General features: G+C 74.3%; 13 protein-coding genes and 1 riboswitch. Of the genes, 7 read left to right on the forward strand and 6 right to left on the reverse strand.

Annotated features, from left to right (window positions below):
• Positions 1 to 58: 58 nt before the first annotated feature.
• From EES41_RS12410 to EES41_RS12425, 4 genes are all read right to left on the reverse strand, one after another.
• Positions 59 to 541: a hypothetical protein gene (locus tag EES41_RS12410; protein WP_250569592.1), complete on the reverse strand. Its 483-nt coding sequence runs from the start codon at positions 539 to 541 to the stop codon at positions 59 to 61.
• Positions 542 to 929: 388 nt separating this feature from the next.
• Positions 930 to 2,012, reverse strand: coding sequence for a prenyltransferase (locus EES41_RS12415; protein ID WP_123078065.1), 1,083 nt, complete (start codon positions 2,010 to 2,012; stop codon positions 930 to 932).
• Positions 2,009 to 2,746 carry a class I SAM-dependent methyltransferase gene (locus tag EES41_RS12420; RefSeq protein ID WP_008743685.1) on the reverse strand — a complete coding sequence of 246 codons (738 nt, stop codon included), beginning with the start codon at positions 2,744 to 2,746 and terminating at the stop codon, positions 2,009 to 2,011. Before EES41_RS12420 ends, EES41_RS12415 begins: the two co-directional genes overlap by 4 nt.
• 73 nt (positions 2,747 to 2,819) lie before the next feature.
• Positions 2,820 to 4,133 (reverse strand): glycosyltransferase family 4 protein, encoded by a 1,314-nt coding sequence (locus EES41_RS12425; protein WP_037797554.1) that lies wholly within the window; start codon positions 4,131 to 4,133, stop codon positions 2,820 to 2,822.
• A 240-nt stretch (positions 4,134 to 4,373) separates the two neighbouring features.
• Between EES41_RS12425 and EES41_RS12430 the strand changes: the two genes are divergently transcribed.
• Positions 4,374 to 5,024: a TetR family transcriptional regulator gene (locus EES41_RS12430; protein ID WP_123078067.1), complete on the forward strand. Its 651-nt coding sequence runs from the start codon at positions 4,374 to 4,376 to the stop codon at positions 5,022 to 5,024.
• Positions 5,025 to 5,187: 163 nt separating this feature from the next.
• Here EES41_RS12430 and EES41_RS12435 read toward each other — a convergent pair whose 3' ends face one another.
• The gene (locus tag EES41_RS12435; RefSeq protein WP_123078069.1) at positions 5,188 to 5,421 is read right to left on the reverse strand and encodes a ferredoxin; all 234 of its coding nucleotides are present in this window, start codon (positions 5,419 to 5,421) and stop codon (positions 5,188 to 5,190) included.
• Entirely contained in the window at positions 5,421 to 6,893 is a 1,473-nt protein-coding gene (locus tag EES41_RS12440; protein ID WP_123078071.1) for an aldehyde dehydrogenase, read from the reverse strand. The genes EES41_RS12435 and EES41_RS12440 overlap by 1 nt, the downstream gene beginning before the upstream one ends.
• A gap of 228 nt (positions 6,894 to 7,121) precedes the next feature.
• On the opposite strand from EES41_RS12440, the gene EES41_RS12445 reads away from it, so the two are divergent.
• The 6 genes from EES41_RS12445 (at position 7,122) to EES41_RS12470 (ending at position 14,444) form a co-directional block, all read left to right on the forward strand.
• Complete coding sequence (locus EES41_RS12445; protein WP_123078073.1) at positions 7,122 to 8,195, forward strand: MBL fold metallo-hydrolase; 1,074 nt, start codon at positions 7,122 to 7,124, stop codon at positions 8,193 to 8,195.
• 78 nt (positions 8,196 to 8,273) lie between these two features.
• Positions 8,274 to 8,354, forward strand: a riboswitch (cobalamin riboswitch).
• Between the two features lie 133 nt (positions 8,355 to 8,487).
• Positions 8,488 to 9,738 (forward strand): prenyltransferase/squalene oxidase repeat-containing protein, encoded by a 1,251-nt coding sequence (locus tag EES41_RS12450; RefSeq protein WP_123078075.1) that lies wholly within the window; start codon positions 8,488 to 8,490, stop codon positions 9,736 to 9,738.
• Positions 9,738 to 10,427, forward strand: coding sequence for an SCO2322 family protein (locus tag EES41_RS12455; protein WP_123078077.1), 690 nt, complete (start codon positions 9,738 to 9,740; stop codon positions 10,425 to 10,427). Before EES41_RS12450 ends, EES41_RS12455 begins: the two co-directional genes overlap by 1 nt.
• Complete coding sequence (locus EES41_RS12460) at positions 10,424 to 11,740, forward strand: energy-coupling factor transporter transmembrane component T (RefSeq protein WP_254211417.1); 1,317 nt, start codon at positions 10,424 to 10,426, stop codon at positions 11,738 to 11,740. The genes EES41_RS12455 and EES41_RS12460 overlap by 4 nt, the downstream gene beginning before the upstream one ends.
• Positions 11,737 to 13,602, forward strand: a complete 1,866-nt coding sequence (locus tag EES41_RS12465) for an ABC transporter ATP-binding protein (RefSeq protein WP_123078079.1) — start codon at positions 11,737 to 11,739, stop codon at positions 13,600 to 13,602. The genes EES41_RS12460 and EES41_RS12465 overlap by 4 nt, the downstream gene beginning before the upstream one ends.
• Entirely contained in the window at positions 13,599 to 14,444 is an 846-nt protein-coding gene (locus EES41_RS12470; RefSeq protein WP_123078081.1) for an ECF transporter S component, read from the forward strand. Before EES41_RS12465 ends, EES41_RS12470 begins: the two co-directional genes overlap by 4 nt.
• Positions 14,445 to 14,645 lie beyond the last annotated feature (201 nt).

A 14,645-nucleotide genomic window follows, 5' to 3' on the forward strand; every position in this document is an offset into this window, starting at 1 on the left:
CCCGTTCGTCAGGGGCCAGGCCCCGCTCCCTGATCCGGCCTGATCCGAAAGACAGGCCCTAGCCGCCCAGCTGGGAGAGGCTCGGCACCCTGTCGGTCACCGGGGCGCCCGCGCTCTGGCCCGCGCTCTTGACTCCGGTGATGACGTCCTGGAGGGAACTGAGGTCGGCGTCGCTCGCGCTGCCCTTGCGGAGCTTGGAGCCGAGGCCCTTGAGGGACTCGATGCCCGCCGTCAGCGGGACGACGGCCTTCGACAGCAGCGGGTCGCCCTTGGCGTTGTCCACGGCGGCCTTCAGCCGGTTGTAGGCGAAGGCGCCCGCGAGGCCCGCCTTGATCAGGGCGAAGGTGCGGCCCTTGGCGCCCTTCTTGAACTTGCCCTCGCGGTACGGCTTGACGATCCACTGGTACGTCGCCCCGGCCGCGAGGCCCGCGTTGGCGACGAAGCGCGTCTTGGCGAACCTCTGCTTCTCGGCGGAGGTGCTGGGCGAGGGCTCGGCCGCGGCCGGATCCACGGCGGCCGGATCCAGGGCCGGGTTCACCAGCGCCGGGTTCACCAGGCCGGGGTTCGCCAAAGCCGGGTCCACCAGCGCCGGGTCCACGGCGAGCGGGGCCACGGCGCCCGCCCCGGCGGCGGTCACGGCCGCGGCGGAGACGTCCCCGCTCTGGTTCCGGCCGCTGCCGCCACTGCCGCAGGCGGTGGCTCCGGCGAGCAGCGCGGTGGACAGGAACAGCGCCGTGACGGCGCGGCGGCATCGGGCGGTGCTGGGTATGGACACGGTTTCCTCCGGGGAGTGAGGTGTCCCCCGCAGCGTCACCCGGGTGCCCGGCCCCCGCCACTCGGGCACCCCGTTCGGGTCCCCCGGGTGGCGGGGCCCGCGCACCGCCCGCATCATCGGGCCCGCACGGCGGCGAAGGCCCGCCGCGCACGGCTCAGTGGCAGCAGTCCGGTTCCAGGCCCGACGGGAGTTCCAGGCCGCCGAACACCGTGCCCGTGGCCTCGTCTCCGCCGAGGGCCGCGACGGCCAGCAGCAGCGAACCGGCCGTCCAGGTCGTCTGCTCGACCGGCCAGACGGCCCGGTCGTCGAACACGTAGCCCGTCCAGTACATGCCGTTCTCGGCCCGCATGTGGCCGATCGAGCGCAGGATCTCCAGCGCCCGGTCCGACTCGCCCATCGCCCACAGCGCGAGCGCCAGCTCGCAGGACTCCCCGCCCGTGACCCACGGGTTCGGCAGCACGCACCGCACCCCGAGGTCCGGGACGACGAACTCCTCCCAGCGCTCCTCGATGCGCGCCGAGGCCTCGGGCCCGGTCAGCGCGCCGCCGAGGACCGGGTAGTACCAGTCCATCGAGTAGCGCGACTTGTCGAGGAACCGCTCCGGGTGCCGGCGGATCGCGTGGCCGAGGGCGCCCGCCGCCAGCTCCCAGTCCGGCTGCGGCTCCTCCCGGTGCTCGGCGATGGCCAGTGCGCAGCGCAGCGCCTGGTGGATGGAGGAGGACCCGGTGAGCAGCGCGTCGGTGACGGGGGTGCCGTCCGCCTCGCGCTTCCAGCCGATCTCGCCGCCGGGCTGCTGGAGCCCGAGCACGAACTCGACGGCCGCGTAGACGGCGGGCCACATCCGGTCCAGGAAGGTGTCGTCGCCGGTGGTGAGGTAGTGGTGCCAGACCCCGACGGCGATGTACGCGACGAAGTTGGTCTCCCGGCCGGCGTCCTGCGGCTCGGCGGTGTCCACGCCGTCGGGCCGGTCGGCGTAGGCCGCGTACCAGGAGCCGTCGCCGTTCTGGTGCCGCGCGAGCCATTCGTAGGCGCGGGCGGCCGCCTCGTGCTCGCCCGCCGCGTCGAGGGCCATCGCGGCCTCGGTGTGGTCCCAGGGGTCCAGGTGGTGGCCGCGAAACCAGGGTATGGCCCCGTCGGAACGCTGTGCGGCGAGGATCCCCGCGACCGTCAGGGCCGCCTGCTCGGCGGTCAGTACGCCGTCCAGGACCAGGTGTTCGGTACGCCCGGGTGTGGTCACTGGGCGGCCGCGCTGACCGGGAGGTGGGGCTTCGTCGCGTAGGCCACGAAGCTCTTGCCGATGACCGGGTTCAGGGCCTGCTCCGCGAGCCGCGTGGCCAGGGGCTTCTTCATGATGTCCCAGACCAGGAGCTTGTGGTACGCCTTGACGGGCAGCGCCTTGTCGTTGTCGACGCCGAAGGCGCACTTGAGCCACCAGTACGGGGAGTGCAGCCCGTGGGCGTGGTGCGTGCCGTACGGCTTGAGGCCCGCGGCCTCCATCTTGCCGATCAGCTCGTCCGCCTTGTAGATGCGGATGTGGCCGCCCTCGACCTCGTGGTACGCGTCGCTGAGCGCCCAGCAGATCTTCTCCGGGCCGTAGCGCGGAACGGTGATGGCGATGCGCCCGCCGGGCTTGAGCACGCGGACCATCTCGGCGAGCACGCCCTTGTCGTCGGGGATGTGCTCCATCACCTCGGAGATGATGACGACGTCGAAGGAATCGTCGGGGAAGGGCAGCGCCAGCGCGTCGCCCTCCATGGCGGTGGCGGTGGCGCCGGCGGGGGCCTCACCGGCCTCCTTCATGGCGGCGAACCACTTGGCGACCTCGCGGATCTCCTCGCCGTTGCGGTCGACGGCGACCACCTGGGCGCCTCTCCGGTAGCACTCGAAGGCGTGACGGCCGGCGCCACAGCCCAGATCGAGCACACGGTCGCCTGCGGCGAGCGGGAACCGGGAGAAATCGACGGTCAGCACGGGGTCCTGCCTTCGCGGTCGCGGGGGGTGAACGGGGTGGCGCTTGCTGCGCGGGGGAACACGGGACGGAACGTCACCGGTCGCTGCGGGCACGGGCGGCCCGCTCGATCGCGGCCCGGTAGTGCGCGGCGGTGCCCTCGGCGGCCCGCGCCCAGGTGAAGCGGTCCAGGACCCGCTCGCGTCCGGCGGCGCCGAGGCGGGCCCGCAGTTCCGGGTCGCCCAGCACCCGGCCGAGCGCGGCGGCGAGCGCGCCCGGGTCGCCGGGTGGCACCGCGAGACAGGTCTCGCCGTCGGGGCCGGCGACCTCGGGGATCGCGCCGCCGGTGGTGGCGACGAGCGGGGTGCCGGTGGCCATGGCCTCGGCGGCGGGGAGCGAGAAGCCCTCGTAGAGGGAGGGCACGCAGGAGACCTGCGCGCTGCGCACCAGGTCGACGAGTTCGGCGTCGGTGATGCCCTTGACGAACCGGACCGCGTCCTGGAGGCCGTACGTCTCGATGGCGCGGGCGACGGGGCCCCGCTCGGCGCGCTTGCCGACGACGACGAGGTGCGCGTCGGGGCGCTCGGTGCGGAGTTTGGCGAGCGCCTCGACGAGGTGGACGAGGCCCTTGAGCGGTACGTCGGCGCTGGAGGTCGTCACGATCCGCCCCGGCACCTCGGCGACCGACGGGTCGGGCGACCACAGGTCGGTGTCGGCGCCGATGTGCACGACGTGGATGCGCTCCTCGCGGACGCCCAGGTGCTGGACGATCTCCTGCTTGGAGGTCCCTGAGACGGTGAGCACGGAGGGCAGCCGGCGGGCGACGCGCTCCTGCATGCGCGTGAAGCCGTACCAGCGGCGTACGGAGAGCCGCTTCTTGAAGTCCTTGGCGGCGTCCAGGTCCAGCTGCCGGTCCACGGTGATCGGGTGGTGGATGGTGCTGACGAGCGGGGCGCCGAGCTGCCCCAGCAGTCCGTAGCCGAGGGTCTGGTTGTCGTGGATGACGTCGAAGTCCCCGGCGCGGGCGGCGAGGTGGCGCCGGGCGCGCAGCGAGAAGGTCAGCGGTTCGGGGAAGCCGCCGGTCCACATGGTGGCGACCTCGACGGCGTCGATCCAGTCCCGGTACTCGTCGCGCTTCGGCGTGCGGAACGGGTCGGGGCTGCGGTAGAGGTCCAGGCTCGGCAGCTCGGTCAGCGTGGCGCCGGTGTCCAGTACCGGGTAGGGCTGCGCGCCGATGACCTCGACGCTGTGCCCGAGGCGGACGAGTTCGCGAGAGAGGTGCCGGACGTAGACGCCCTGGCCCCCGCAGAACGGGTTCCCCTTATACGTGAGGAGCGCGATGCGCAGCGGGCGGTCGCCGTCCGTGGCGGACTCCTCGAAAGGGCTCTTCACCATGGCCTCAGCGGTCACTCTCGGCCCCCATCTCCCTGCACTTTCGCCGGAGCGTAACCGCTCGGATAATGTAGAACAAGTTTCAGACTTGATCCGTTGAAGAGCATTGAATCTACCGGCCGGAAACCCCACCGTAAGAGGCGGAGCAGGTGATTCGCGCCACGGATCCGGCGCTTGCCGTGCCGGCTCCGGATCCAGTGTGGATCAGTACCCGCGCAGCACCACCGAGACGCCACGGAACGCCATGGAACGGGACACATGACAGCGGAAGCGAAGGCCGTCACCACACCGGCGTCCCCTCCCCTGACGGAGCGCCAGGAGGCGCGCCGCCGCCGGATCCTGCACGCGAGCGCGCAGCTGGCCAGCCGGGGCGGGTTCGACGCCGTCCAGATGCGGGAGGTCGCGGAGGCGGCCGGCGTGGCGCTGGGCACCTTGTACCGCTACTTCCCCTCCAAGGTGCACCTGCTCGTCGCCACCATGCAGGACCAGCTCCAGCACATGCACACCACGCTGCGCAAGCGCCCGCCCGCAGGTCAGGAGCCCGCGGCGCGGGTCGCGGAGACCCTGATGCGGGCCTTCCGGGCGCTCCAGCGGGAGCCGCACCTGGCGGACGCGATGGTGCGCGCGCTGACGTTCGCGGACCGCAGCGTGAGCCCCGAGGTGGACACGGTGTCCCGGCTGACCACGGCGATCATCCTGGACGCGATGGGCCTGGACGCCCCGCCGACGGCGGAGCAGCTCTCGGCGGTCCGGGTCATCGAGCACACCTGGCACTCGGCGCTGATCACCTGGCTCTCGGGCCGGGCCTCGATCGCCCAGGTGCAGATCGACATCGAGACGGTCTGCCGCCTCATCGACCTCACGGCCCCGGGCGCGTCGACCGCCCCGCCGACCCCCCGAAAGTCCTGAACCCGCCGTAGGGCGGGTCGAGGCGTACCCGCGCGGCACCCCCGCTACCCGCTCGGGTGGCGGGCGGCCACGAGCGCGGTGCGCCGGGCGTCGCCTGCGCCCATCCCTTGCGAAGCCGCCGGGAGGGAGGGCCCGGCGGCTGTCGCAGGAGTTTCGCGTACGGCTAGTCCTCCGGGGGGAACACGGCCTCGCCGGTGCCCAGCAGGGTGATCGCGATGGCCTCCACGGGGCAGCCCTCCGCCGCCGCCAGGACCGGTTCGCTGGCGTCGGTCTCCGCGGCCGCCGGGTGCGACTGGCGCGCCGAGTCCAGGGTGAAGCCCGCCGGGGCGTGGTTCACGCACATGCCCGAGCCGATGCAGACCCCGCGGTCCACTTCGACGTACCACCGGTCGCCCATCACGCACCCGCCCCGGGCGCCTGGTACCCCGCCGGGAGGTGGATCATCTTGTGTTCCAGGTACTCGCTCAGCCCCTCCGGCCCGAACTCGCGCCCGAGGCCGCTGTTCTTGTAGCCGCCGAACGGGCCGAGCATGTCCAGGCTGAAGGTGTTCACGTTGAAGGTGCCCGTCCGCACCCGCCGCGCGAAGTCGACGCCGTGCTCCGCGTCCCCGGTCCAGACGCTGCCGCTCAGGCCGAACTCCGAGTCGTTGGCGATCCGTACCGCCTCCGCCTCGTCCCCGTACGGGATCAGGCAGACGACCGGCCCGAAGATCTCCTCGCGGGCGATCCGCATCGAGTTGTCCACGTCGCCGAAGAGGGTCGGCTCCACGTACCAGCCCCGTTCCAGGCCCGCCGGGCGGCTGCCGCCGGTGAGGACCTTCGCGCCCTCCTCCTGGCCGAGCCGGATGTAGTCGAGCGAGCGCCGCTGCTGCCGCTCGGCCACCAGCGGCCCGAGCTGCGTCGCCGGGTCCAGCGGGTCGCCGACCACCAGCGCCCCGGCCGCCGCCGCGAGGGCCTCGGCGATCTCCTCGTACCGGCCGCGCGGCGCGAGGATCCGGGTCTGGGCCACGCAGGCCTGCCCGTTGTTCATCCAGGCCGCCGGGACGATCCCGGCGACCGCCGCGTCCAGATCGGCGTCCGGGAGGATGACGGCGGCCGACTTGCCGCCGAGTTCGAGGGTGACGCGGGTGAGGTTGCGGGAGGCGACCTCCATGACGCGCCGGCCGGCGGCGACCGAGCCGGTGAAGGCGACCTTGTCGATGCCGGGGTGGCCCACCAGGTACTCGCTGATCTCCCGGTCGGCGGGCAGGATCGACAGCACGCCCTGCGGCAGCCCTGCCTCCCTGGCGATGTCGGCCAGGATGTAGGAGTCCAGCGGGGACTCCGGCGAGGGCTTCAGGATCACCGTCGACCCGGACAGCAGCGCGGGCGCGAGCTTCGCGGCGGCCACGAACTGCGGGACGTTCCAGGGGATGACGGCGGCGACCACGCCCACCGGCTCCCGGCGCACCAGGATCGGCCCGAGCGCGCCCTGGCGGTACTCCTCGTACGGGTAGGCGCGCGCGACGGTGATCGCGGCGTCGTAGACCATCATCGGGCCGAGGGCCTGGGCGAGGACGCTCCAGGAGTACGGGGATCCGTTCTGGGAGCTGATCGAGCGGGCGATCTCCTCGTGGCGGACGGCGATCGCGTCCTTGATCCGGGTGACGACGGCGATCCGCTCGTCCAGGGACAGCCGGGGCCAGGGCCCCTCGTCGAAGGCCTTGCGGGCGGCGGCCACGGCCCGGTCCACGTCGGCCTCGCCGGCGTGCGGGACGCTGCCGATGACCTGCTCGGTGTGCGGGGAGACGACCCGGATGGTGCCGGTTCCCAGCGGATCGGTCCACTCCCCGCCGATGAACAGCTGTCCGTGTTCCACGAGCTCGGTCATGGCTGATGCCTCCTGCGGCCGGTGCGGATACCCGATCACCCTGACGGTGTTTCAGAACTGATACCAGTTCTAGTTCTAGGAGTCCACGGCCCGGACGGAACGGCCGGGAAGATCCAGCGACTAGCCAGAAACGCGGAGAGATGGTCGACTTGGGCGACTACTGCAACATGTTCTCGTTAGCGTGAGCCGGGGGCACGGTCGCGGCCCGGCTCGGACAGGGAGCCCCTCATGCCGCAGGACACGCCACAGCTCGATCAGGACGTGCCACCTCACGTCACCGACCACGGCGCGGGCGTGTGGGGCATCAAGGTCCCCATCCCCGACAACCCCCTCGGTCACACCCTCGTCCACGTCCTCGACACCGGGCGCGGCCCCGTCCTCGTCGACACCGGATGGGACGACCCGACGTCCTGGAACACCCTGGTCGCCGGCCTCGGCGCCCTCGGCCTCGCGATCGCCGACGTCCACGGCGTGGTCATCACCCACCACCACCCCGACCACCACGGCCTGTCCGGCCAGGTCCGCGAGGCCTCCGGCGCCTGGATCGCCATGCACGCCGCCGACACCGAGGTCGTCGTACGGACCCGCTCCGCCGAGCCCGGCGTCTGGTTCGACTACATGAGCGGGAAGCTGGCCGCCGCCGGAGCCCCCGAGGCCCACCTCGCACCCCTGCGCGCCGCCCGGGCGAACGGCCGGCTGCGCACCCTGCCCGGGCTGCGGGCCGCCGTCCCCGACCGGGAGATCCTCCCCGGCGAACTGCTCCCCCTGGCCGGACGCCGGCTCCGGGCGATCTGGACCCCGGGCCACACCCCCGGCCACGTCTGCCTGCACCTGGAGGAGGAGCACCCGGCGCACCTGCCCGGCAACGGCCGCCTCTTCTCCGGGGACCACCTGCTGCCCGGGATCTCCCCGCACATCGGCCTGTACGAGGACCCCTCCTCCGAGCAGGTCACCGACCCCCTCGGCGACTACCTCGACTCCCTCGAACGCATCGGCCGCCTCGAACCCGCCGAGGTGCTCCCCGCCCACCAGCACGCCTTCACCGACGCCCCGGCCCGGGTACGGGAGCTTCTGGCCCACCACGAGGACCGCCTGACCGGGCTGTGGGAGCTGCTCGCCGAACCCCTGACCCCGTGGGCGCTGGCGGAGCGGATGGAGTGGAACCGGCCCTGGGAGCAGATCCCGTACGGCTCCAGGAACATCGCCGTCTCGGAAGCGGAGGCGCACCTGCGGCGGCTGGTGAAACAGGGCCGGGCGGAACCGGTGCCGGGCAGCGACCCGGTGACGTACCGCGCGGTGTGAGAGGCAGGGGCCGAGCGCGCCCCGGGCCCGGCAACGGTGGGCCGGTAGAGTGAACCCGTCGTCCACACTCCCGTACGGGGGGAAGCCGGTGCGAATCCGGCGCTGACCCGCAACCGTGATCCGGCCCGCACCCGCTGCGGCCGGGAAGCCGGATTGCCCCGTACCGAAAAGTGCGCGGCTCGCGCCGCCGGTCCCTCCGGCGGCCGGCACCGTCGAGGTACACGGAGCCGGAGCCCGGTGCCTGCGCGTGCCTGCCTCCCCGCTCCCCAGCACGAGAGGCACCCGCCCCGCCATGAACGTCCGCCGCAGCGCAGCCGCGCTCGCCGCCTCCGCCGTGCTCTGTGTCGGCGCCGCCCCCACGGCCCTCGCCGCACCCTCCCCGGCCCCGGTCCTGCCCTCCGGGCTCTACGGCAAGAACGACCCCACGTACGACGGTGTGTGGCGGCAGTCCTTCGCGCTGCTCGCCCAGCACACGGTGGGCGTGCGCCCCGCCAAGGAGGCCGTCGCCTGGCTCGTCGGCCAGCAGTGCGCCGAGGGCGGTTTCGCCGCCTTCCGCCCGGACGCCACGGCGGCCTGCGACCCGAAGACGATGCTCGACACCAACGCCACCGCGGCGGCCGTACAGGCGCTGAAGGCGCTCGGCGGCCAGGACGCGGCCGTGAAGAAGGGCGTGGACTGGCTGAAGTCCGTCCAGAACGAGGACGGCGGCTGGGCCTACGCCCCCGGCACCCCCAGCGACGCCAGCTCCACCTCCGTGGTGATCAGCGCCCTCGCGGTGGCGGGCGAGAAGCCGGCCGACGTGAAGTCGAAGGCGGGCAAGTCGGCGTACGAGGGCCTGCTGGCGTTCCAGCTGGGCTGCTCCGCCGAGCCGGCCGCCGACCGGGGCGCCTTCGGGTACCAGCCGGCCGACGGCAAGCTCCCGGCCAACGCCGACGCGACGGCCGCCGCCGCGCTGGCCGCCCTCGGCAAGGGCGCGGTCGTCTCCGCCCCGTCCGCGGACACCCCGGCCGCCGCAATGGCCTGCCCGGCGGGCTCCGCCGACCCGGCCGCCGCCGCCCAGGGCGCGGCCGGCTACCTGGCCGAGGCCCTCAAGAAGGACGGCCACCTGACGGCCCTCACCCCGGGCGCGGACCAGCCGACCCCCGACACCGGCAACACGGCCGACGCGGTGATCGCGCTGGCGGCGGCCGGCCACAAGCAGTCCGCGGCGAGCGCCCTGGAGTGGCTGAAGGCCAACTCCGCGGCGTGGTCCAAGGACAACCCGGCCGCGCTCGCCTCCCTGGTCCTGACCGCGCACGCGACGGGCACCGACCCGAAGGCCTTCGGCGGCACCGACCTGGTCGCGGCCCTGAACGCGACGGGCCCGGCGCCGCAGCCGCAGGCGACCGGCGGGACCTCGCAGGACGAGAAGAAGGACGAGAGGGACGAGAAGGACAATGCCTCCGGCGACGGCAAGGTCTGGTGGATCGTCGGAGCGGGCGCCGCGGCCGGCGTGGGCATCGGCATCGTGCTGAGCGGCCGCCGGAAGAAGAACCAGCTCTGATGCGCCGGCTGACCCCTCTGGTCCTGGCGTTCGGGATCCTGCTCACCCTGGTCGCGGCCGGCCCGGCGTTCGCGTCGAGCTACCGCTACTGGTCGTTCTGGGACGGCTCGGCCGGCCAGTGGGCGTACGCCTCGCTCGGCCCGTCGATGGCCCGACCGGCCGACGGCTCGGCCTGGGGCTTCCGCTTCGCGGTGAGCAAGGACGCCGGGGACGAGGCGGCTCGGCCGCGCGCGGCGGCGGACTTCGGGGCGGTCTGCGGCGCCACCCCGGCGGCCGAGGGCAAGAAGCGGGTGGCCGTCGTCGTCGACTTCGGCCTCCCGGCGGACGCCCCGTCCGGTGAGAAGCCGCCGCAGGACGCCCCGCGCAGCGCCTGCGCGCAGATCGCCCCGGAGGCGACGGCGGCCGAGGCGCTGGCTGCGGTGGCGAAGCCGCTGCGCTACAACAGCGCGGCACTGCTGTGCGCGGTGTCGGGCTACCCGAAGCAGGGCTGCGGCGAACCGCTGGCGGAGGGGTCGGGGTCGGGTACGGCCTCGTCGCCGGCGCCGGCTTCCGGATCCGCCGACGGCCCGGACTCGGCCTCGCCCGCCGGATCCGGATCCGGGCCCTCGGCCGGTCTCCTCGTCGGGATCGCGGCCGTCGCCGCCCTGGCCGCGGCCGCGCTCTGGCAGTCCCGCCGCCGCACCCGATGACCCCCGGGCCCGAGGACCGGCCCGGCGGCGCCGGCCCGGCGGAGCACGCGGCCGCCGCGGCCGGCCGCCGTACCCGGGTGTCCTCCCGTACGGACGGCCACCCCGCCCGGCCGGCGGTCGGGCGGGCGACCCGCGGGCCCGCGGACGAGGTCGCGACCCCGGCCGGGCCGGGCTCCGTGTGGGCGGGGAACGCCCCGCGCCGGCCGACGTACGAAAAACACACCGCTCCCGAGGCCCGGCGTGGCAACGCCCTGCACGCGGGTGCCTGGTGGCTGTGGGCCCTCGGGCTCGCGACGGCCGCCTCCCGCACCACCAATCCGCTCCTCCTCGGCCTGATCGTCGGCGTCGCCGGATACGTCGTCGCCGCGCGCCGCACCGACGCCCCCTGGGCCCGTTCGTACGGCGCGTTCATCAAGCTCGGCCTCGTCGTCATCGGCCTGCGCCTGGTCTTCTCCGCGCTGCTCGGCTCGCCCGTCCCCGGCGCGCACACCCTCCTCACGCTCCCCGAGGTCCCGCTCCCCGACTGGGCGCAGGGCATCCGCCTCGGCGGCCGGGTGAGCGCCGAGCAACTGGTCTTCGCCTTCTACGACGGCGCCAAACTGGCCTCCCTGCTGATCTGCGTCGGCGCCGCCAACGCCCTCGCGAACCCGGCCCGGCTCCTCAAGTCGCTCCCGGCGGCCCTCTACGAGGCGGGCGTCGCCGTCATCGTCGCCATGACCTTCGCGCCGAACATGGTCGCGGACGTGATGCGCCTGCGCACCGCCCGCCGGCTGCGCGGGCGCCCCACCGGCGGAGTGAAGGCCATCCTCCAGATCGGCCTGCCCGTGCTGGAGGGCGCGCTCGAACGTTCCGTGGCCGTCGCCGCCTCGATGGACGCCCGCGGCTACGGCCGGACCGCGCGGGTCCCGGCCGCCGTCCGGCACACCACCAACGTCCTCACCCTCGGCGGCCTGCTCGGCATGTGCGCCGGCACGTACGGGCTGCTGGCCGCCGAGGGCGCCGCGTACGGGCTGCCCGTGCTCGGCATCGGCCTCGCCCTGGCCCTCGCGGGCCTGCGCCTCGGCGGGCGCCGCAGCATCCGCACCCGCTACCGGCCCGACCGGTGGGGCGCGCGGGCCTGGCTGGTCTCCGGCTCGGGGGCGGCCGTCGCGGCCCTGATGATCTACGCGGGCACCGTCGACCCCGAAGCCCTGCTGCCGGGCGTGGTCCCCCTGGTGGTCCCCGGACTCCCCCTCTGGCCGGCGGCCGCGATCCTCATCGGCCTGCTCCCCGCCTTCGTGGCTCCCGTACCGCCCAAGGAGGCGTCGCAGTGATCCGCTTCGAACAGGTGTCGGTGACGTACGACGGCGCCCCCGCGCCCGCCCTCCGGGACGCGGACTTCACCCTCCCGGAAGGGGAGCTGACCCTCCTCGTCGGGCCGTCGGGCGTGGGCAAGTCCACGCTGCTCGGCGCGGTGTCGGGCCTGGTCCCGCACTTCACCGGGGGCACCCTGAGGGGGCGGGTCACGGTCGCGGGCCGCGACACCCGTACCCACCGGCCGCGCGAACTCGCCGACATCGTCGGCACGGTGGGCCAGGACCCGCTGGCGCACTTCGTGACGGACGTCGTCGAGGACGAGCTGGCGTACGGCATGGAGTCCCTGGGCCTGGCCCCCGCCGTGATGCGGCGCCGGGTCGAGGAGACCCTGGACCTGCTGGGCCTGAACGAACTGCGCGACCGCCCCATCGCCACCCTCTCGGGCGGCCAGCAGCAGCGGGTCGCGATCGGCTCGGTCCTGACCCCGCACCCGAAGGTGCTGGTCCTGGACGAACCCACCTCGGCGCTGGACCCGGCGGCGGCCGAGGAGGTCCTGGCGGTCCTCCAGCGCCTGGTCCACGACCTGGGCACCACCGTCCTGATGGCGGAACACCGTCTGGAACGCGTCGTCCAGTACGCGGACCAGGTCCTCCTCCTCCCGGCCCCGGGCGCACCGCCGCTCCTGGGCCCCCCGGCCCGGATGATGGAGATCTCCCCGGTCCACCCCCCGGTGGTGGCCCTGGGCCGCCTGGCCGGCTGGTCCCCCCTCCCCCTCTCCATCCGCGACGCCCGCCGCCACTCCCCAACCCTCCAGACCCGCCTGTCCCCACCCACCACTCCCACCCCGCAGCCCCCCTCAGCCCCGCCGACCCCCTCAGCCCCGCCGGCGTTTGAGGCGCGGGGGTCTGGGGGCGGAGCCCCCAGTTCCGGGAAGGGGCGGGGTGGGGAAGGCCGCCCGCAGGGCCCCGGCCTGCTCGCACGCCTGCTCGGCCGCACCAACACCGCCCAGCCACCGACGGCTCCGGCAGCCCCGGCCGACCCCACGGCCCCGGCCGCGCCGACGGCCCCGGCGGCCCCGGCGAACCCCACGGCCCCGGCGAACCCGGCGGAGCCCACGGCCCCGGCCGCCCACGTCACGAACCTCTCCGTCCGCCGCGCCCGCGCAGAGGTCCTGCACGGCATCACCCTCACCGTCACCCCCGGCGAAACCGTCGCCCTCATGGGCCGCAACGGCGCCGGCAAGTCCACCCTCCTCAACACCCTCGTCGGCACGATCGCGCCCACCACCGGCCAGGTGACCGTCTCCGGCCGCACCCCCCACCGCACGCCGCCGCCCGAGATGATCCGCCACGTCGGTCTCGTCCCCCAGGACCCCCGCGACCTCCTCTACGCCGACACCGTCGGCGCCGAGTGCGCCGCCGCCGACTCCGACGCGGGCCGGCCCGCCGGCACCTGCCGGGCGCTCGTCACCGCCCTGCTGCCCGACGTCCCCGACGACACCCACCCCCGCGACCTGTCCGAGGGCCAGCGCCTGGCCCTCGCGCTGGCCCTGGTCCTGACCGGCCGCCCCGGACTGCTGCTCCTCGACGAGCCCACCCGCGGCCTGGACTACGCCGCCAAGGCCCGTCTGATCGAGATCCTGCGCGGCCTCGCCGCCGACGGCCACGCCATCGTGCTGGCCACCCACGACGTGGAGCTCGCCGCCGAGCTGGCGCACCGCGTCGTCATCCTGGCCGGCGGCGAGATCGTCGCGGACGGTCCGACCGCCGAGGTGGTCGTGTCCTCCCCCGCGTTCGCGCCGCAGGTGGCGAAGATCCTGGCCCCGGGCCACTGGCTCACGGTCGCCCAGGTCGCCGAGGCCCTGGAGGACACACCGTGAAGCCCGCGCCCCGCCCCATCCGCATCGGCCCCCGCGGCGCCGCCGCCCTGGTCCTCGTCACCCTCATCGGCATCGCCGCCTTCGGCTGGCCGCTGCTCGCCGACCGCCAGTCCGGCTTCGCGCACTCCCAGGACGCCCCCTGGCTCTTCGCGGCGTTGCTGCCGCTCCTGGTCGCCGTGGTCGTCGCGACCCTCGCGGACGACGGCATGGACTCCAAGGCGGTGGCGATGCTCGGCGTGCTGGCCGCCGTCGGGGCCGCCCTGCGGCCCCTGGGCGCCGGGACGGCCGGGCTGGAGCCCATGTTCTTCCTGATGGTGCTGAGCGGGCGCGTCCTCGGCCCCGGCTTCGGTTTCGTCCTCGGGTCCGTGACGATGTTCGCCTCCGCCCTGCTGACCGGCGGGGTCGGGCCGTGGATGCCGTTCCAGATGCTGGCCATGGGCTGGTTCTCGCTGGGCGCGGGCCTGCTGCCCGGCCCCGAGCGGATCCGCGGCCGGGCCGAGCTGGCGATGCTCGCGGTGTACGGGTTCGTGGGCTCCTTCGCGTACGGCACGGTCATGAACCTCCAGGGCTGGGTGATCCTTCAGGGCATGGGCCAGGGCGTCTCCTTCCATCCGGGGGACCCGGTTCCGGCGAACCTCGCGCGCTTCGTCGCGTACTGCCTGGCGACCTCGGTGGGCTGGGACCTGGGGCGGGCCGCGCTGACCGTCGTACTGACGCTCGCGCTCGGCACCACGCTGCTGAAGGCGCTGCGGCGGGCCACCCGGAAAGCGGCCTTCGATGCCCCGGTCTCCTTCGATTCGGGGGCGGAAGTGGCCCGGGACACACCCCTGAAACGGGTATGAACGGCCACGGAAGGTGAGATCCGGGCCCCCTGCGGGTGAGGCGTCCCATAGGACCCAGGTCACATACGAGTAGGGCTAGTAGCCCCTGTTCCGCCCGTAACGACCCCCGCGGGCGGCCCGGACGAGGGCCTCCCGGCCCCCCGCTCCGATCCCGGCTAGTAACGGAGGTCGTTGCCAGGGCCGCGGCCGGCTGGCTAACTG

It is taken from the genome of Streptomyces sp. ADI95-16 (assembly GCF_003721495.1).
In the GTDB taxonomy this organism is placed as follows: domain Bacteria; phylum Actinomycetota; class Actinomycetes; order Streptomycetales; family Streptomycetaceae; genus Streptomyces; species Streptomyces goshikiensis.